Annotated in this window: 19 protein-coding genes; 13 read left to right on the forward strand and 6 right to left on the reverse strand. The window is 71.5% G+C overall.

What is annotated here, in order from left to right; translation table 11 throughout:
• Nucleotides 1–83: 83 nt before the first annotated feature.
• On the reverse strand, nucleotides 84–887 hold the full coding sequence (locus ACFV3I_RS06110) for a sigma-70 family RNA polymerase sigma factor (protein ID WP_136031052.1): 804 nt from the start codon (nucleotides 885–887) through the stop codon (nucleotides 84–86).
• A gap of 220 nt (nucleotides 888–1,107) precedes the next feature.
• Between ACFV3I_RS06110 and flgN the strand changes: the two genes are divergently transcribed.
• From flgN to ACFV3I_RS06160, 10 genes are read left to right on the forward strand one after another with little or no spacing between them, the layout of a single operon-like run.
• Nucleotides 1,108–1,590 carry a flagellar export chaperone FlgN gene (flgN, locus tag ACFV3I_RS06115; RefSeq protein ID WP_136031050.1) on the forward strand — a complete coding sequence of 161 codons (483 nt, stop codon included), beginning with the start codon at nucleotides 1,108–1,110 and terminating at the stop codon, nucleotides 1,588–1,590.
• A gap of 13 nt (nucleotides 1,591–1,603) precedes the next feature.
• Nucleotides 1,604–3,013 (forward strand): flagellar hook-associated protein FlgK, encoded by a 1,410-nt coding sequence (gene flgK, locus ACFV3I_RS06120; RefSeq protein WP_378803458.1) that lies wholly within the window; start codon nucleotides 1,604–1,606, stop codon nucleotides 3,011–3,013.
• A 13-nt stretch (nucleotides 3,014–3,026) separates the two neighbouring features.
• Nucleotides 3,027–3,908, forward strand: coding sequence for a flagellar hook-associated protein FlgL (gene flgL, locus ACFV3I_RS06125; protein WP_378803459.1), 882 nt, complete (start codon nucleotides 3,027–3,029; stop codon nucleotides 3,906–3,908).
• Nucleotides 3,905–4,276 carry a flagellar assembly protein FliW gene (locus tag ACFV3I_RS06130; protein ID WP_136035474.1) on the forward strand — a complete coding sequence of 124 codons (372 nt, stop codon included), beginning with the start codon at nucleotides 3,905–3,907 and terminating at the stop codon, nucleotides 4,274–4,276. Before flgL ends, ACFV3I_RS06130 begins: the two co-directional genes overlap by 4 nt.
• A gap of 55 nt (nucleotides 4,277–4,331) precedes the next feature.
• Nucleotides 4,332–4,949 carry a tRNA (adenosine(37)-N6)-threonylcarbamoyltransferase complex dimerization subunit type 1 TsaB gene (gene tsaB / locus ACFV3I_RS06135; protein ID WP_247638451.1) on the forward strand — a complete coding sequence of 206 codons (618 nt, stop codon included), beginning with the start codon at nucleotides 4,332–4,334 and terminating at the stop codon, nucleotides 4,947–4,949.
• The gene (gene rimI, locus ACFV3I_RS06140; RefSeq protein ID WP_378803460.1) at nucleotides 4,946–5,434 is read left to right on the forward strand and encodes a ribosomal protein S18-alanine N-acetyltransferase; all 489 of its coding nucleotides are present in this window, start codon (nucleotides 4,946–4,948) and stop codon (nucleotides 5,432–5,434) included. The genes tsaB and rimI overlap by 4 nt, the downstream gene beginning before the upstream one ends.
• A complete protein-coding gene (gene tsaD, locus ACFV3I_RS06145) occupies nucleotides 5,431–6,519 on the forward strand; it encodes a tRNA (adenosine(37)-N6)-threonylcarbamoyltransferase complex transferase subunit TsaD (RefSeq protein WP_136031037.1) in 1,089 nt (362 codons plus the stop codon). Before rimI ends, tsaD begins: the two co-directional genes overlap by 4 nt.
• The gene (locus ACFV3I_RS06150) at nucleotides 6,516–7,001 is read left to right on the forward strand and encodes a hypothetical protein (RefSeq protein ID WP_136031035.1); all 486 of its coding nucleotides are present in this window, start codon (nucleotides 6,516–6,518) and stop codon (nucleotides 6,999–7,001) included. Before tsaD ends, ACFV3I_RS06150 begins: the two co-directional genes overlap by 4 nt.
• 2 nt (nucleotides 7,002–7,003) lie before the next feature.
• Nucleotides 7,004–8,143 (forward strand): hypothetical protein, encoded by a 1,140-nt coding sequence (locus tag ACFV3I_RS06155; RefSeq protein ID WP_378822554.1) that lies wholly within the window; start codon nucleotides 7,004–7,006, stop codon nucleotides 8,141–8,143.
• Nucleotides 8,127–9,395, forward strand: a complete 1,269-nt coding sequence (locus ACFV3I_RS06160; protein WP_378803462.1) for a hypothetical protein — start codon at nucleotides 8,127–8,129, stop codon at nucleotides 9,393–9,395. The genes ACFV3I_RS06155 and ACFV3I_RS06160 overlap by 17 nt, the downstream gene beginning before the upstream one ends.
• Nucleotides 9,396–9,399: 4 nt before the next feature.
• Here the strand turns inward: ACFV3I_RS06160 and ACFV3I_RS06165 are convergent, their stop codons facing one another.
• Nucleotides 9,400–10,605, reverse strand: a complete 1,206-nt coding sequence (locus tag ACFV3I_RS06165) for an SAM-dependent methyltransferase (protein ID WP_378803463.1) — start codon at nucleotides 10,603–10,605, stop codon at nucleotides 9,400–9,402.
• 151 nt (nucleotides 10,606–10,756) lie between these two features.
• Between ACFV3I_RS06165 and groES the strand changes: the two genes are divergently transcribed.
• The 3 genes from groES (at nucleotide 10,757) to ACFV3I_RS06180 (ending at nucleotide 13,559) form a co-directional block, all read left to right on the forward strand.
• A complete protein-coding gene (groES, locus tag ACFV3I_RS06170; RefSeq protein WP_017203655.1) occupies nucleotides 10,757–11,053 on the forward strand; it encodes a co-chaperone GroES in 297 nt (98 codons plus the stop codon).
• A 174-nt stretch (nucleotides 11,054–11,227) separates the two neighbouring features.
• Nucleotides 11,228–12,157 (forward strand): EamA family transporter RarD, encoded by a 930-nt coding sequence (rarD, locus tag ACFV3I_RS06175; RefSeq protein WP_136035192.1) that lies wholly within the window; start codon nucleotides 11,228–11,230, stop codon nucleotides 12,155–12,157.
• Between the two features lie 145 nt (nucleotides 12,158–12,302).
• Nucleotides 12,303–13,559, forward strand: a complete 1,257-nt coding sequence (locus ACFV3I_RS06180) for an ABC transporter substrate-binding protein (RefSeq protein ID WP_136035191.1) — start codon at nucleotides 12,303–12,305, stop codon at nucleotides 13,557–13,559.
• 128 nt (nucleotides 13,560–13,687) lie between these two features.
• On the opposite strand, the gene ACFV3I_RS06185 is transcribed toward ACFV3I_RS06180, so the two are convergent.
• From ACFV3I_RS06185 to ACFV3I_RS06200, 4 genes are read right to left on the reverse strand one after another with little or no spacing between them, the layout of a single operon-like run.
• Nucleotides 13,688–14,455 carry an ABC transporter ATP-binding protein gene (locus tag ACFV3I_RS06185; RefSeq protein WP_136035190.1) on the reverse strand — a complete coding sequence of 256 codons (768 nt, stop codon included), beginning with the start codon at nucleotides 14,453–14,455 and terminating at the stop codon, nucleotides 13,688–13,690.
• Nucleotides 14,452–15,447 (reverse strand): ABC transporter ATP-binding protein, encoded by a 996-nt coding sequence (locus ACFV3I_RS06190; protein ID WP_168387197.1) that lies wholly within the window; start codon nucleotides 15,445–15,447, stop codon nucleotides 14,452–14,454. The genes ACFV3I_RS06185 and ACFV3I_RS06190 overlap by 4 nt, the downstream gene beginning before the upstream one ends.
• The gene (locus ACFV3I_RS06195; RefSeq protein WP_136035189.1) at nucleotides 15,437–16,414 is read right to left on the reverse strand and encodes a branched-chain amino acid ABC transporter permease; all 978 of its coding nucleotides are present in this window, start codon (nucleotides 16,412–16,414) and stop codon (nucleotides 15,437–15,439) included. Before ACFV3I_RS06195 ends, ACFV3I_RS06190 begins: the two co-directional genes overlap by 11 nt.
• 3 nt (nucleotides 16,415–16,417) lie before the next feature.
• On the reverse strand, nucleotides 16,418–17,704 hold the full coding sequence (locus ACFV3I_RS06200) for a branched-chain amino acid ABC transporter permease (protein WP_378803465.1): 1,287 nt from the start codon (nucleotides 17,702–17,704) through the stop codon (nucleotides 16,418–16,420).
• Between the last annotated feature and the right edge of the window lie 66 nt (nucleotides 17,705–17,770).

Here is a 17,770-nt window from a genome sequence, read left to right on the forward strand (position 1 = left end):
GATGTGTTGTACGGGGGACCGTCCGTGGTCTCCCGCTCACACCTATCGGCGGAGGAGGCGCGCGCGTTAGGGACGCGGCGTGGTCAGGCGGGGGCCGCGGTGCGGAACACCTCGCCGATGCGGGCGCCGGCGGCCTCGGCGATCCGGCCGAAGTAGGCGTCGCGGGCGGCGGGGGAGATGCGGGTGGAGGCGACGGGTTCCACCGTGCCCTCGGCGAAGTAGCGGTCGAGCGCGTCGCGCAGCAGCCGCACGGCCTCCGATCGCTGCTGCGAGACGGCGGAGTGGGTCACCCCCAGCTCTTCGGCGATCTCCTTCACGGGCCGTTCCTCGATGTACACGGCCAGCACGATGCGGCGCATGCGCTCGGGAAGGGCGGCGATCGCGTGCTCCAGCACCTCGCGGCGCTCCCCGACCAGGGCGGACTCCTCCGGCAGGGGCACGTCGGCGACCAGGTCGCGGGCGGCCGGGTCGTCGATGGTGGAGACGGTGCGCGCGGCGTCGGCGAGTGCTTCCGACACGGCCTCCCTGGGCGAGCCCATGGCCGTCGCGACCTCGGTCACGGTGGCCGTGCGGCCGAGGGCGGCGGTGAGGGTGTCGCGCACGGCGACGGTCTCTTTGATGCGCTTGCGGATGCCGCGGGACGCCCAGTCCATGGAGCGCATCTCGTCGGCGAACGCACCGAGGATGCGGCGCCGGGCGTAGGCGCCGAAGGGGACGCCGAGCGCGGGGTCGTAGGCGTCGGCGGCGGTCACGAGGGCGAGCGCGCCGACGGCGGCGAGCTCTTCGCGGGGGATGTGGGTTGCCCGAGCATGGGTGTCCGCAGCGAGATAGCCGACCAGGGGAAGGTTGGCCTCGACGAGGCGGTTGCGCTCAGCGCGCGACGACATGGGGGATGATCCACCTCTCTGGATGCACTCCGGAAGCTCCATGGCGAGGGGTAGATGCGCATATCACATAATTCGCGATATGTACATGGGGAGAACTAACCACCGCCGTTCCACATAGTAACCTTATGGGCGCGGCGGCCGATAGGGATTAATGAACCGTTAACAGGCGGGTCGATCGCACCGGCGTTGGGGCGGGGGATCGCTGGGGAACAAGGGGATCATGGGAGCCAACGAACTATCGATGCAGCTCTGGCGCGAGCGCGAGCTGCTCGAGATGCTGCTTTTCAAGCTCGACGAGCAGCAACTGCTGCTCGCGGCTGGCCGATCGCACTGGATACAGTTTGCGGCACGCGAGATCGATCAGGTACTCGATCGTCTGCGCAGTGCAGGACTGTCCAGGGCCGTCGAGGTCGCCGGAGTCGCGCAGGAGTGGGGCGCCTCGGACGAGGCGACCATCACGGAGCTCATCGAGCACGCGCCGGAGGGGGCGTGGGCCGACGTGCTCACCGACCACCTGCGCGCGCTCGTGCGGCTGACGGCGGAGGTCGAGCAGATGCGCGACTCCACCGCCGAGCAGCTCAGCGGCGTGCTCCGCGCGACGCAGGAGACCATCGCCGCACTCGGCCTCGAGAGCGGCGAGTACACCACCCGTGGAGACCGCGCCCGCGAGGACTCCGCCCGCATCATCGACACAGAGATGTGACCGAGAGGGGACCATGTCGACCTTCAGTGGACTGAACACCGCCGCGAGCGGACTCGCCGCGGCACGCCGCGGCATGGACGTCGTCGGACAGAACATCGCCAACCAGAAGACCGAGGGGTACACGCGGCAGCGGGTCGAGACCTCGTCGATCGCCGCCGTCGCCCAGACGGGCCGCTTCAGCATGGGGGCGCTCCCCGGCCACGGCGTGTCGATCGACGGCGTCGCCCGGCTCGGTGACGCCCTGCTCGACGCGCGGGTGCGCGACACCCTCGGCACCTCGGGCTACTGGTCGGCGCGCGCCCTCGCCGCGACCACGGCCGAGGCTGCTCTGGGCGAGCCGACCGACAAGGGCCTCGCCAACCGCCTCACCTCCTTCTGGGCGGGGTGGCAGGAGCTCGCGAACACGCCCGACTCCGGCGCCGCCGCGGCGAGCGTCCTGGAGTCCGCGAAGGAGCTCGCCGCGCACGTGGCCGGCGGCTACCGCACGGTGGCAGCGCAGTGGACGGCCGCACGCGAGTCGGCGGGTCGCGCGGTCGATCAGGCGAATGCGGCCGCCGAGCAGATCGCCGTGCTCAACAGCGAGATCCGCGACGCGCTCGCCGCCGGGCGTTCCGCGAACGAGCTGATGGATCGCCGGACCGTGCTCGCGGAGGATGTCGCCCGCCTCACGGGCGGCACCGGGACCCTGGAGAGCGACGGCACGCTCACGCTGCGCCTCGGCGGCAACGCCCTGGTCTCCGGCGGTGACGCCCGCCGTCTCGCCCTCACCGGGCCGACCGCGATCGAGGCGGGGCAGCGCGTCGGAGTGATCTGGGAGTCGGCACCCGACCTTCCGGTCTCGGTCGACGGCGGCGAGCTGGGCGGCACGCTGTCGGTGCTGGCGCCGGCCGCCGACGGGGGCATGCTCGCGCAGCTCGCCTCGACCTACGACCGTGTGGCGACCGCGCTGGCCGAGTCGCTCAACGCGCAGCACCGGGCCGGTGTCACGGCCTCCGGTCAGCCGGGCGGCGACTTCTTCACCCTCCCGGCGACGGGTTCCGCGGCCCTCGGGCTGCGCGTGGCCGTGACGAGCGCCGACCAGCTGGCCCTGGCGGCTCCGGGCGCGGGGGCGAAGGATGCGAGCAACGCCGATCTCATCTCGCAGATCGGACGGCGCGCCACCTCGCCCGATGCGCTGTGGACCGACCAGGTCACCCGCTTCGGCGTCTCGACCGCGGCCGACGTGCAGCGCGCGAAGGTGTCGGAGTCGGCGGCGGCGGGGGCCATCGGCGCCCAGCAGTCCGTCGCGGCCGTCGACGGCGACGAGGAGACGATCAGCCTCCTCACCTACCAGACCGCGTATCAGGCGGCCGCCCGCGTGCTCACCGCCGTGGACGAGGCCCTCGACGTCCTGATCAACCGCACGGGCGTCGTCGGACGCTGATCGGAGGAGCACCGTGATCTCTCGCGTGACGCAGTCCACCATGACCCAGACGGCCATGCGCCAGTTGCAGGCCAACCTGTCCGAGCTCGCGCGGCTGCAGGACCAGGCGACCTCGCAGAAGGCGTTCGCGTCACCGTCGGACGACCCGACCGCCGCGGCCGCGACCCTGGCGCTGCACGCCGAGCAGCGCCGCACCGAGCAGTACGCCCGCAACATCGACGACGGGCTGGCGTGGGTGACCGCGGCCGACAGCGCCATCACCGCCAGCACCTCGCTGCTGTCCCGTGTGCGCGACCTCACGGCGCAGGGCGCCAACGACGGCGCGCTCGACGCGACCGCCAAGGAGGCCCTGGCGGTGGAGCTGGAGGGCATCAGGGGCGAGCTGCTCGCGCAGGCGAACACCCGTCTGCTCGGCCGCTCCGTGTTCGCCGGCACGTCGGACACCGCGGCCTTCGCGGCCGACTACTCGTACAGCGGCGTCGCGGGCTCCGAGGTCACGCGCCGCGTGTCCGACGCCGCCTCGGTCCGCGTCGACACCGACGGCGCGGCCGTGTTCGGCACGGGGGACGACTCCGTGTTCGCGCTGGTCGACCGCATCGTGGCGGATCTCCGCTCCGGCACCAACGTCGGGCCGCGGCTCGGCGAGATCGACGACCGCCGCACCGCGATGCTCGGGGTGCAGGGCTCGGTCGGCACCCGTCAGTCCCAGATCGAACGCGCCAAGGAGGCGGCCGTGCAGAATTCCGTGTCCCTCGAGTCCCGCCGCGCGGCGGTCGAGGACGTCGACTCCGTGGAGGTCCTCATCCGCCTCCAAGCCCAGGAGCTCGTCTACCGGTCGGCGCTCGCGGTGAACGCCCGCGTGCTGCAGCCCTCGCTGATGGACTTCCTGCGATGACCGCGGCGCTCACCTTCACCGCCCCGCCTCCCGGGCTCGCCCCGCACGTCGACTTCTCGCTCGCGCCGATCGACGGCGCCGACGGGCTGTTCGCGCTGCGGGCCGTGGCCGACGAGGCGCTGCGGCTGTACCTGGTCGACCCGAGCACCGTGCTCGGGGAGTATGCGCCGACGCTGAGCGACGCCCAGGTGGACGACCTGGCACTGCGCTCGCCCGACGATGCCCTGGTGCTCGTGGTCGCGCACCCCTCGGCGGATGGCGTGAGCGTGAACCTCCTGGCGCCCGTGGTCGTGAACCGGACGACGGGCGCGGCCGCCCAGGTCATCCTGGAGGATCAGGACTACCCGGTCAGGGCGCCCCTGGGCTGAGCGGGCGGCCCCTCCTGCACGGCGCCGGAGGGCCCGTGACGACTACCCTGGAGGGGTGATCCTCGCCGTCGACACGTCCCTTGGCACCGCCGTCGCTCTCATCGACCCCGACGGGACGCCGCGGGCCGAGGCGGGCACCGCCGATCCGCTCGGTCATGCGGAGGTGATCGGCGATCTGCTCGCCGGGGTGCTCCGCGACGGAGGCTCCGACGGCATCACCCACGTCGTGTCCGGCATGGGTCCTGGACCGTTCACCGGGCTGCGCATCGGGATCGCCGCCGCCCGCGCGTTCGCCCTCGGCCGCGGCCTGCCCGTGCTGCCGGTCCCGAGCCACACCGCGGCGGCGCTCACGGCCCTGCCGACGCAGTCCGGCCCGTTCGCGATCGTCACCGACGCACGCCGCCGCGAGGTCGCGGTCACGGTGTTCGACGGGCTCGACGACGACGGACTGCCGGTGGTCGTGGCCGACACGGTGCTGGTGCGGGCCGTCGATGCGGACACCCACCTCGACGGCATCCCGCGCGTCGACACGACTGTGCTCTCCGCGGTCGACCTGGCCAGGGCGGGCGCGCGGGCGCTGGCCGCGGGCCGCACGCTCGCCGACGCCGAGCCGCTGTACCTCCGTCACCCCGATGTGACCCTGCCCGGAGCGCCGAAGAAGGTGGGTTCGTGACGCTGCGGGAGGCGGTGCCGGGCGACCTCGACGCGATCATGGCGATCGAGGAGCGGTCGTTCCCCACCGACGCCTGGAGCCGCGAGACCATGGCGAGCGAGCTGTCGAGTCCGCACGGCCGCTATCTGGTCGACGAGGTCGACGGCGAGATCGTGGGGTACGGCGGGGTCAGGGCTCTGCAGGGCGGCGCCGACGCCGACATCCAGACCATCGCCCTGCTCGCGGAGCACCGCGGCCGGGGCCGGGGGCGTGCGCTGCTGCACGCTCTGCTCCGGGCGGCGGCCGCCCGGGGACCCAGGGAGATGTTCCTCGAGGTGCGGGCCGACAACCCGCCGGCGGAGGGGCTGTACCGGGCCGAGGGCTTCGAGGAGATCGGCAGACGCCCCCGCTACTATCAGCCCGACGACGTCGACGCGATCGTGATGCGTCTGGACCTGCGCCGCCACCCCGCGGTCGCCGATACGCCGGAGGAGGCGAACGCATGAGCGAGCCCCTGGTGCTCGGCATCGAGACGAGCTGCGACGAGACCGGTATCGGGATCGTGCGCGGCCGCACGCTGCTGTCCAACACGATCGCGTCGAGCATGGATGAGCACGCCCGTTACGGCGGCGTCGTGCCGGAGGTCGCGGCTCGTGCGCACCTGGAGGCGCTGCAGCCGGCGATCGACGCCGCGCTCGCCGAGGCCGGGGTGCGCCTGGACCAGCTCGACGCGGTCGCCGTCACGAGCGGTCCGGGACTGGCGGGCGCGCTCATGGTGGGTGTCGGCGCGGCGAAGGGGCTCGCGGTGTCGCTCGACAAGCCGCTGTACGCCGTCAACCACCTGGTCGGTCACATCGCCGCCGACATCCTGACGCCGGAGTCGGAGCCGCTCGAGTACCCGACGATCGCGCTGCTGGTGTCGGGCGGGCACACGTCGCTGCTGCACGTGCGCGACCTCACGACCGATGTCGAGCTGCTGGGCGAGACGGTCGACGATGCGGCGGGCGAGGCGTTCGACAAGGTCGCGCGGCTGCTGTCGCTGCCGTACCCCGGAGGCCCCGAGATCGACAGGGCCGCGGTGGGCGGGGATCCCGAGGCGATCCGGTTCCCGCGCGGGCTGTCCCGGGCGTCCGACCTCGCGAAGCACCGGTACGACTTCTCGTTCTCCGGGCTCAAGACCGCCGTCGCGCGGTGGGTGGAGCGGTTCGAGGCGGAGGCCGCGGCGGCGGGCGACGAGGCCCCGGCGCTGCCCATCGCCGATGTCGCCGCGAGCTTCCGCGAGGCTGTGGTCGATGTGCTCGTCACGAAGGCGCTGGCCGCCTGCGCCGACCTGGGAGTCCCGCGGCTCCTGCTCGGCGGCGGCGTGATCGCGAACCGGCGGCTGCGCGAGGTCGCCCTGGCGCGCGCCGCGGAGGCGGGCGTCACGGTCCGCATCCCGCCGCTGTCGCTGTGCACCGACAACGGCGCGATGATCGCGGCGCTCGCCGCCGAGCTGATCTCGTCTGGTCGTCCGCCGTCGACGCTCGCGTTCGGCGCCGACTCGACCCTGCCGGTGACCGAGATCCAGGTCGCGGAGGCGGTGGCGGTATGAGCGACGTGCCGCGACCGGCGGGAGACGCGACCCCGACGCCCCCTGCGCGACTCGAGCGGGCGAGCGAACAGGTGGACCGTTCGGCGGCGACGGCGCGGATCCCCGGCGCGCGGCGCGACGGATACAGCAAGCTGCCCACGGGTCCGGTCGGCATCGAGCCCGTGGTGGTGAGCGGCCCGGACATCGACCGTCACGAGGATGCGGAGTGGGAGCCGTCGGTCACCGAGCCGGCGCCCGTCGACGACACGCGGCTCGCGCCCTGGGCCCTGCTGGCGGCGATCGTGGCGCTGGGCGCGTCGTTCTTCGTCGGCTGGGGGATCCCGGTCGCGGTGGTCGCGGTGATCGCGGCGATCATGTCGCTGCGGCGTCCGATGGAGAACCGCGCGATCGCGCGCTGGGCGCTCGCTCTCGGCCTGTGCGCGACCGTGTACAGCCTGGCCTGGCTGGTGTGGGCCGGTATGCAGTTCGAGAGGCTCGGCTAGCGATGCCGTCGGCGGGGGGCGACGACGAGCTGCGGGCGCTGCAGCGGAAGGCCTACGCCCGCGATGGCGCCCTCACGGCCGCCGAGGCCGCCCGGCTGGCCGCTCTCGAAGAGCTCCGGCGTGCGGGGCGTGCGGACGCCTCCGGGGTGCCGGCTCGCGATGCCGCGGCATGCGACACCGGCCCGGCTTCCGATGCCAACACGGCCTCGGCATCGGGCGCGGACGCGGTGTCCGGTGGCGGCCCGGGCGACGCGTCGCCGGAGAGTGCAGACGGCTCGGATCCGGGTGCCGGCGTCGACAGCGAGTCTTCGGGGCGCACCGACGCGACGGGCGTCCTCGGGTCGCTGCGGAACCGTCGTCCCCTCGTCCTCGCGCTCGCCGCGGTGCTCCTGGTCGCGGTCGGCGTGGGCATCGGCTGGGCGGCGTTCGGCCGATCCGCGGCGCCGGCGGTCGCGCTGACGGCCGAGCAACAGGTGTGGCACAACGACCTCGTCGCCTCAGGCGTCTACGACCCCGGGTCGGTGCGGGCGCTCGCGGTGGAGGACGACGTGGTCATCTGGACGGCGACCCAGGAGCAGCGCGCGCGCATCTGCCTCGTCCTGGGGTCGGGCAAGAGCACCATGCCCAGTTGCGGTCCTGCCGAGCAGGTCGAGAACACCGGGCTGTACGGCTCGCTGACCCTCGGCGCCGACGAGGAGCGGCAGAGGCAGGTCAGCGCGCAGCTGCTGCTGACCGCGAGCGGCGAGGCCGCGGTCGCCGCCGCCTCCTCCGACTACTCGAGCACCGTGACCGGCATCGAGTACGCGAACGACGAGGAGACCGCCACCGCCGAGCGCTTGGCGGAGGACGGGTTCGATCCGAACTCGATCTGGGTGGCCGGGTACGACGGCGATGTTCCGCTGTGGGTGGCCTCGCGGATCGGCGAGGGACGGCAGTGCCTGATCTACGACGGCTCGACCGCGGAGGCGCCGATGACGTGCGAGGCCGCCGAGACGTTCGGCGAGTACGGACGCGGGCTCACGCTGGAGGTCGCCGATGTGGCCTCGGGCGCGATGACGCGCTACGAGCTGCCGATGGATGCGGGGCCCATGTTCCTGGTGATCACGCGCGAGGGGGGTGTCGCCGGTGCCGGAGGGGACTGAGACGCCCGACGCCGCAGCGACGCCCGGCACCGAGGGGTCGTGGACCGACGCGGCGGAGCGTGAGCTGCGCGAGCTGGAGCGTCGCGCCTACGGCCGCGGCCCCGGGCTCGACGACGTGCAGGCGCGCCGCCTCCGCACGCTGCACGACGCCCGCCGCGCCTCCGCCTCCGCCTCCGGTGTGTCCGGCCCCGGTGCGTCCGGCCCCGCCTCCGCCTCCGCCTTCGCGCGGCACGAGAGCGCGGCGTCCGGGCCGCGCGAGGCCGCCCCGGAGGCCGCCGCCGGGCACAACGTCGACCCCTCGTCCGAGGGGGACGCTGTCCCGAAGCCCCACGGCACCGCGGCGGAGGACGCGCCGTCGCTGCCGCTCGCGCGGCGTCGCCGGGCGTCGATCGTCGTCGCCGCGGCCCTCGCACTGGTGGCGGTCGGGGTGGGAGCGGGCTGGGCGTTGTTCGCCCCGCGCGACGCCGCGCTGCCCTTGACCGCCGCGCAGGAGCAGCGCCGCGCCGAGCTCGCGGCCGAGGACTACGACCAGGGATCGGTGCGGGCGGTGGCGCAGAGCGACGACGCGCTCGCGTGGTTCGCGACGCAGGACGACGCCCGGCGACTGTGCCTGGTGCTCGATGTGGGCGACCGCTCGCAGTCGACCTGTCTGCCCGCGGACGACGCCGCGGACGGCATGAACGTCACGGTCCCTGTCCCGATCGACCCGCCGGGCGACGAGGGCGGGGCCGCGGTCGAGAACGTCGTGGCGACGCTGCTGCTGTCGGTCGACGACGAGCCGATGGTGAGCATCCAGCGCTGGAGCATGAACTCGTCGGTGCTGTCGCAGTTCGAGGGCGAGCAGCGCACCAGGGCCGAGGAGCTCCTAGCGGACGGCTACGAGCTCGGGCTGTCGCTGGTGGGGTTCTTCCACGGCGAACCGGTGTGGCTGGCCGACCGTCCGTCGGACACCGGTGTGTCCCTGCGGTGTCTGATCGTGGATGCCGACGCCTCGCGCCAGTGCGCCCCGATCAGCGAGGCCCTGGAGTCCGGGCTGGGGGTGCAGGTGGTCGACGTCGATCAGGAGTCGGGAGACGTGATCGCGGTCTCGGTGGTCCAGGTGGAGTTCACGCGCTGGCAGGCCCCGTACCTGTCGGTCACGACCGGGGCGGTGTTCTCCGAGGCGCCGTCCGGAGACTCGTATCTGGTGACGACGGGTCCGCCCGGCGATCCGATCCGGGTGGAGATCCCCGATCGCGACCCGGACGGCTGAGCGATCAGTCGGCCGCGGACACCCGGTCGGCGAGGATCGCGCGGCGCCGGTCGCCGATCCGCACGAGGATCAGGGTCGCCTCGGCGTCGCCCTTCAGCGTGAGCGTGCGCCGGAACGCCGCGGGATCCACGTCCACCCCGCGCTTCTTGATCTCCAGCCGCCCGATGCCGTTCGCCTTCAACGCCGCGTTGATGCCCTTGGTGTTCATCGGCAGCACGTCCCGCACGCGGAAGCTCTGCACGAACGGGCTCGTCAGGGCGGTGTCCGACGTGAGGTAGGCGATGCGGGGGTCGAGCATGCCCGCGTCGAGGCTGCGCGCGACATCCCCGATCAGGCGGGCGCGGATCACGGCGCCGTCCGGCTCGTGGAGGAACGCGCCGAGGTCGCGCACCGGGGCGTCCTCCGCATCCGCCGCGGCGGTGAGCTCGTGGGACCGGTCGCCGCGGACGAGCAGCGCCGAGCGGCGCACACCGTCTCGCGCGAGCTCGCGCGTCCACACCACGAGCTCGACCACGCTCCCGTCGGCGCTGATCCACTGCGTCTCGGCGTCGTCGGGCAGGGCGTCGCGGTCGTGCGCGGGGCCGAGCTTGATCCCTGTGGGCTGCCGCGCGGCGACCCCGAAGGCCCAGTCGAGCGAGGGGGAGTAGTCGTCCGCGGCGACGCGGCGGGTCTCACTGTGCCCAGAGGTGCGGCGGGCGGGGTCCATCCATACGGCGCGGCCGGGTCGTGGCTCCCCGAGTGCGTCCTCCGCGGTGTCGTGCCGCACGGTGACGCTGTCGCCGAAGGGCGCGAGGTTGTAGGCGGCGATCGCGGCGGTGACCTCATCGGCGTCGACCGCCAGCACGTCGAGTCCGGCGCCCGCGAACGCGAGCGCATCACCGCCGATGCCGCAGCCGAGGTCGGCCACGGCCGTCATCCCCGCGCTGCGCAGGCGCTGCGCGTGCCGGGCGGCGACACCCAGGCGCGTGGCCTGTTCGAGGCCGGCCCTGGTGAACAGCATGCGGGCCGCGAAGGGGCCGAACTTCGCGGCGGCCTTCGCCCGCAGGTGCGCCTGGCCGACCACGGCGGAGACGAGGTCGGGGGAGTGCCCGGCCGCGCGCAGACGCGACACCGCGGCGGCGGCCTCTGCGGTCGAGCCCACCTCGCCGGTGCCGTCGAGCAGTTCGAGGCCGGCGGGGGTCAGCAGGGCACGCAGCTCGGACATCTCCACGCCTTCAGCCTAGGCGCGCGGGGGCGGACGTTCCCGGGCTGGCACTCGCATTGCATGAGTGCCAGCCGACCGCCTACACTGGCATTAGCACTCTCGGGTTGAGAGTGCGAACGAGTCTTTCGTGTCAGCGTCAAGAAAGAAGAGGTAGACCGTGTCGGTTTCCATCAAGCCGCTCGAGGACCGCATCGTCATCAAGCAGGTCGAGGCCGAGCAGACCACCGCGAGTGGCCTGGTCATCCCCGACACCGCCAAGGAGAAGCCCCAGGAGGGCGAGGTCGTGGCGGTCGGCCCCGGCCGCATCGACGACAACGGCAACCGCGTTCCGCTCGACGTCGCCGTCGGCGACCGCGTGCTCTACAGCAAGTACGGCGGCACCGAGGTGAAGTTCGGCGCCGACGAGTTCCTCGTCCTGTCGGCTCGCGACGTCCTCGCGGTCGTCGTCCGCTGATCAGCTGAATCCCGTCCCCGCCGCGCGCGGGGCCACGGATCCGAAGGGGTCCGGATGCCACGGCATCCGGACCCCTTCTGCGTTTCCGCCAATCGTCGGTCACTTCCCGCCGATCTTCCCGAGCGGCCCGGTGACCGGCGCGGTGGGGTCGCGCCGCGGGCATAGGGTTGTGCGGTGACCCCCGAGACCGCCCGCGCCACCCCGACCGCGGGCGTCGTCTACGCCGCGTCCGCCTACGTCCTGTGGGGGGTCCTGCCGCTGTACTTCCTGCTCCTGGCGCCGACGGGCCCGTGGGAGGTCGTCGCGTGGCGCGTGGTGCTGTCCTTCGTGTTCTGCCTGCTGCTGCTCACGGTCACGCGCGGGTGGGCGGCCATCCGCGTGATCCTCCGCACGCCCCGGCTGCTCGGGTGGACGGCACTGGCCGGTCTGCTCATCTACATCAACTGGCAGGTGTTCCTGCTGGGCACGCTCAGCGGCAACGTGGTCGAGACGGCGCTGGGCTACTTCATCAACCCGATCACGACCGTGCTGCTCGGGGTGTTCGTGCTCAAGGAGCGCATCCGCCGCCTGCAGTGGGTCGCGGTGGGCATCGCCGCGATCGCGGTGGTCGTGATCATCGTGGCGTACCGCTCCTTCCCGTGGATCGCGCTGTCGCTCACCGCCTCGTTCGGTGTGTACGGGCTCATCAAGAAGAAGATCGGTCCGGCGGTCGACGCGGTCAGCGGGCTCACGCTGGAGTCGTTCTGGCTGCTGCCGATCGCGGTGGTGCAGCTGGTGGTGGTGGCGCAGACCTCCGGCCTCACGATGGGCGCGAACGGTGTGGTGCACGCGCTGCTGCTGGGTTTCGCGGGCGTCGCGACGGCGGTGCCGCTGCTGTTGTTCGCGGCGGGGACGCGCCGCGTGAACCTGGCCGTGATCGGCATGATCCAGTTCCTCACGCCGATCATGCAGTTCCTGATCGGCGTGGTGGTGCTGCACGAGCCGATGCCGCCGGAGCGATGGATCGGGTTCGTGCTCGTGTGGATCGCGATCGCGGTGTTCGTCGCCGACCTGCTGCTGGCCGGGCGGCGGGGACGCCGGATCGCGCGCGCCGCCCTGCTCTGATCCCCGGGCTCGACCGCGGCGACACCCGGTGTCGGATCGTTAACGCACCGAGATACTTGCACCCCCTGCGCGCTGACCTCACGCCCTAGTGTTAGAGCACCCGCCTGTGGTCACAATCCACGTTCAGTCACGCAAGGGAGCATCCATGAACGCACTGAAGGGCTCGCGCACCGCGAAGGTCTTCGCCGGGATCGCGCTGGTCAGCGCATCCGCCATCGTCATCGCCGGCTGCAGCAGCACGCCGAACGCCGAGCCGTCGGAGGGTGGCGGCGACAAGCCGGCCGCCGACCTGACGCTCAAGCTCGGCTCGCTGCTGCCCGCCACCGGATCGCTCGCCTTCCTCGGCGCTCCCATGGAAGCCGGCGTGCAGCTCGCCGTGCAGCAGATCAACGAGGCCGACGCCGGTGTCACGATCGACCTGACCACCGCCGACGAGGGCGACCTCGACAACAAGGCCTACGAGACGTCGATCACCAACCTGCAGAACGCGGGCATCACCGCGATGATCGGTGCCGCGTCGTCGAGCGTCACCAAGCTGATCCTCGACAGCAACGCCGGTGCGGGCATCCTCACCGTCTCGCCGTCGAACACGTCGCCCGACTTCACGGGCATCAACCCGCTGTACTTCCGCACGGCGCCGAGCGACAACCTGCAGGGCGAGGTGCTGGGCAACCAGATCGCCGAGGATGGCCACAAGACGCTGGGCATCATCTACCAGAACGACCCGTACGGCACCGGCCTGTTCGAGGCCATCAAGGCCACGTTCGAGGGCACCGGCGGCGAGGTCGTCGCCGACGCGTCGTACAACCAGGGTGACGGCCAGTTCAACGCCCAGGTGTCGGAGATCGCGGCCGCCAAGCCCGACGCGGTCGCCGTGGTCTCGTACGACCAGTTCGCGACCATCGCGCCGCTGCTCGCCAACGCGGGCATCGACACCGGCTCGCTCTACCTGGTCGACGGAAACCTGAAGGACTGGGGCTCCGACATCCCGGTGAGCCTCGAGGGTTCGAAGGGCACGCGCGCCGGCGCCGAGCTGCCGCAGGACTTCCTCGACCAGCTCAACGAGGTCTGGACGGCCGACGGCAACGACCCGATCGACGCCGTGACCTACTCGGCCGAGGCCTACGACGCCGTGATCCTGATCGCCCTGGCGGCCCTGAAGGCCGGCTCGGTCGAGGGTGCCGACATCGCCGAGCAGATGATCACCGTCTCGGGTGGCGAGGGCGACGGCGAGAAGTGCAAGGACTTCGCCGAGTGCGCCGCGATCATCAACGACGGAGGCACGCCGGACTACGACGGCCTCTCCGGTGAGATCACGTTCGACGAGAACAACGACCCGAAGGGCGCCGCGATCGGCGTCTACGAGTTCGGCGCAGACAACACCACCACGCGGATCAAGTAAGCCGCATAGCGAAGGCCCCGGGCTCCGGCTCGGGGCCTTCGTCGTGTCCCACGGCGGGCACGGCGCGACGCGTTCCGCACGCAGAAGGGCCCGGCATCCAGCGGATGCCGGGCCCTTCGCGGCGCGTGTCAGGCGGCGTCGGTGCCGAGCGTTCCCAGGTAGAGGCCGATGACCTTGGGGTCGTTCAGCAGCTCGCGGCCCGTGCCCTCGTAGGCGTCGCGGCCCTGATCGAGCACGTAGCCGCGGTCGCAGATCTGCAGGCAGCGGCGCGCGTTCTGCTCGACCATGATCGTGGTCACGCCCGCCTTGTTGATGTCGGAGACGCGGATGAACGCGTCGTCCTGCCGCACGGGGGAGAGGCCGGCCGACGGCTCGTCGAGCAGCAGCACCGACGGGTCCATCATGAGCGCGCGCGACATGGCCACCATCTGGCGCTCGCCGCCGGACAGCGATCCGGCACGCTGCTTGAGGCGCTTGCCGAGTTCGCCGAAGATGCTGGAGACGAACTCCAGCCGCTCCGCGAAGATCTTCGGGTTCTGGTAGAGCCCCATCTCGAGGTTCTCCTGGATCGTGAGCGACGGGAACACGTTGTTCGTCTGCGGGACGAACGCGACACCGCGCGCCACGAGCTTGTCCGCCTTGAGGCCGACGATGCTCTCGCCCTTGACCGTGATGTCGCCGTCGCGCACGTTCACCATGCCGAAGATGGCCTTCAGCAGCGTCGACTTGCCGGCGCCGTTGGGGCCGATGATGCCGATCAGCTCGCCCTTGTGGGCCACGAGGTTCGCGCCGTTGAGGATGTTCACCCCGGGGAGGTACCCGGCGTGCACGTTGGTGAGCTCGACGACCACGTCGTCGTTCTTGATCTCGTTCCGCTCGACGGGCGCGTCGGTCATGGCTTCTCCTCCTCGGCCTCTTCGGCCTCGACCTCGGCTTCGACCTCGGTCTCGATCTGCTCGCGGATGCGCTCCGCGTCGGCGTCCGAGATCACGGGCAGACGTCCGGTCACGGCACCCAGGTCCACGTCCTGATGCGCGCCCAGGTAGGCGTCGACGACCGCGGGGTCCTCCATCACGGTGTCCGGCGGCCCCTCGGCCACGACGCGTCCCTCGGCCATCACGACCACCCAGTCGGCGATGTGACGCACCATGTGCATGTCGTGCTCCACGAACAGCACCGTCATGCCCAGGTCCTTGAGGTCGAGGATGTGGTCGAGCAGCGACTGCGTCAGCGCCGGGTTCACGCCGGCCATGGGCTCGTCGAGCATCACCAGTGTCGGGTTGCTCATCAGTGCGCGCGCCATCTCCAGCAGCTTGCGCTGGCCTCCGGAGAGCGACGCCGCGAAGTCCTGCTCCTTGGCGTCGAGCTTGAACCGCGTCAGCAGCTCGTGGGCGCGCTGTTCGATCTCCTGGTCCTGCTTGCGCCAGAGGAAGGGGAAGAGCCCGGCCCAGAAGCCCTCGCCGCGCTGGTCCTTCGCGCCGAGCTTCATGTTCTCCAGCACGGTCAGCAGCGACAGCGACTTGGTGAGCTGGAACGTGCGCACCTGCCCCATGCGGGCGACCTTGAAGGAGGGGATGCCGGAGAGGTTGGTGCCGTCGAACGACCAGGTGCCGCTGTTGGGCTTGTCGAAGCCGCACAGCAGGTTGAACAGCGTCGTCTTGCCGGCGCCGTTCGGGCCGATCAGGGCCGTGATGGCGCCGCGCGGGATCTCCAGGTGGTCGACGTCGACGGCCGTGAGGCCGCCGAAGCGCCGCTGCACGGCGTCCACGACGAGGATCGGGTCGACCTTCTTGACGCCGGGCACCGCGGGGCCGGCGGTGAGGCCGGTCGTCTTGGCGCGCGGGGTGCTCTTCGCGGGCGTGACCGCCGCGTCGTTCTCACTTGACAAAGGTCATCTCCCTCTTGTTTCCGAGGATGCCCTGCGGGCGGAAGATCACGATCAGCATCAGCACGATGCCGATGAGGATGTACCGCACGACATCGGCCTGCGCGCCCGACATGGGCAGGTAACCGGCGTTCGCCATGGCGGGCAGCAGCGCGCCGAGGAACGCGAACACGATCCAGAACAGCACGGCGCCCAGCGTGGGCCCGAGCACCGTCGCGGCGCCGCCGAGCAGCAGGATCGTCCACAGGAAGAACGTCAGCGACGTGGAGTAGCTGCCGGGGATCACGGCCGACGGCAGGATGAACACGATGCCGCCGAGCGCGCCGATGATGCCACCGACCACGAGCGCCTGCATCTTGTACGCGAAGACGTTCTTGCCGAGCGAGCGCACCGCGTCCTCGTCCTCGCGGATGCCCTTGAGCACGCGACCCCACGGGCTGCGCATGAGCGCCCACACCACCAGCACCGCGAGGGCCAGGGCGATCAGGCCGACCACGCGCACCCACAGGTCGGTCGCGTTGTAGGTCCAGGGACCGAAGCCGTACGTGCCGGTGGGGAAGGGGTTCGCGTCGCGGAAGCTCTGGTGGTAGCCGGAGAGTCCGCCAGCGGAGTTGGTCCAGTCCTTGAACAGCTCCGTCACGAACATGAGCCGCACGACCTCCGCGGCCGCGATGGTCGCGATGGCGAGGTAGTCGGCGCGCAGGCGCAGCGTGGGGATGCCGAGCAGCAGGGCGAACAGGGCCCCACCCAGCACGCCGACCAGCACGCCGGCCCACCACGGGAAGCCGAAGGTGAGGATCGAGATCGCGTAGCCGTAGCCGCCGATCGCCATGAACGCGGCCATGCCGAAGTTGAGCAGACCCGTGTAGCCGAAGTGCACCGCGAGGCCGGTCGCCGCGAGCGCGTACGCGATCGTCGTCGGGCTGAACAGATAGGAGGCGGTGTTGCCGAAGATGCTTCCGAAGTCCATGTGTCAGCCCAACCTTTCCTTGCGTCCGAGGATGCCCTGCGGTCGCACGAGCAGGATGATGATCAGCGCGACCAGGGCGCTGGCGTACTTGAGGTCGGAGGGGACGCCCAGCAGCGTGGACACCTCCACCGCGAGCCCGACGATGATCGAGCCGATCAGGGCGCCGATCGCCGAACCCAGGCCGCCGAGGGTGATGGCGCAGAACATCAGCAGCAGCATCTGCATGCCCATGTCCCACTTCACTCCCGGGCGGAAGTACGCCCAGAGGATGCCCGAGATGGCGGCGAGCGTGCCGGCGAGGATCCATACGATGCGGATGACCTTGTCGACGTCGATGCCGGAGGCGGCCGCGAGCTGCGGGTTGTCCGAGATCGCCCTCGTCGCCTTGCCCGTCCGGGTGCGGGTGAGGAAGAACGCCACGCCGAGGATGACGATGATGCTGGTGGCCATGCCGATCATGTCGATGTACGACAGCGAGATCGGCCCGAGGCGGATCGGCTCGGGGCTCGCGCCGGGGAGCTGGTAGGTGTTGCCGCCGATGATGTACTGCAGCGTGTACCGCAGCGCGAGCGAGAGGCCGATGCTCACGATCATGAGCTGCACCACCCCGAGGCCCTTGCGGCGCAGCGGCTTCCAGATGCCGGCGTCGAGCGCCCAGCCCAGGGCCGCGCCGCCGATCACCGCCGCGATGATGCCCGCCCACAGCGGCAGCTGCCAGAAGGTCGTGAACACGAGGGTGATCACGGCGCCCCAGGTCACCATCTCGCCGTGCGCGAAGTTCGACAGCCGTGTGGTGCCGTAGATGAGTGCCGCCCCCATCGACGCGAGGCCGAGCAGGAGCCCGAAGTTCAGGCCGCCGACGATGCGCGACAGCAGCTGATCGAGGAACGACACCGTGACCCGCTCGCCCGCGCCGAGGAAGAGGTTGACGATCTTGGTGCCGGTGAGCCCGAACTCGAGCTCGAACGAGGCCGTCGTGCCCGACACCGGCTGGATGCCCTCCGGCAGCTGCGAGGCGTCGACGATCACGCCGTCGGGGAGCGTGGACTCGTCCACCGTCAGGGTGTACGTCTCCTTCTCCGGCACGTACAGACGCCACTTGCCCTCGGCGTCGGTCTCGGTCTCGGCCTCGAAGCCGTTGCCCTCGATCGTCATGACGACACCCTGGACGGGCTCATCGGCGTTGGTCACCACACCCGCGAAGTAGAAGTCGGTGACCTCTTGACCGTCGTCGGTGGTGTCGGCGGAGGCCGCCGAGGGAGGGAGCAGCAGTGAGGCCGCGAGCGCCATGAGGATTCCCAAGAAGACGAAAGCCCAGGGGCGCTTCCGCGGTCCGGCGAGTGCTGTGGGTCCCAC

It is taken from the genome of Microbacterium sp. NPDC059771, from assembly GCF_042732495.1.
GTDB lineage: Bacteria > Actinomycetota > Actinomycetes > Actinomycetales > Microbacteriaceae > Microbacterium > Microbacterium sufflavum.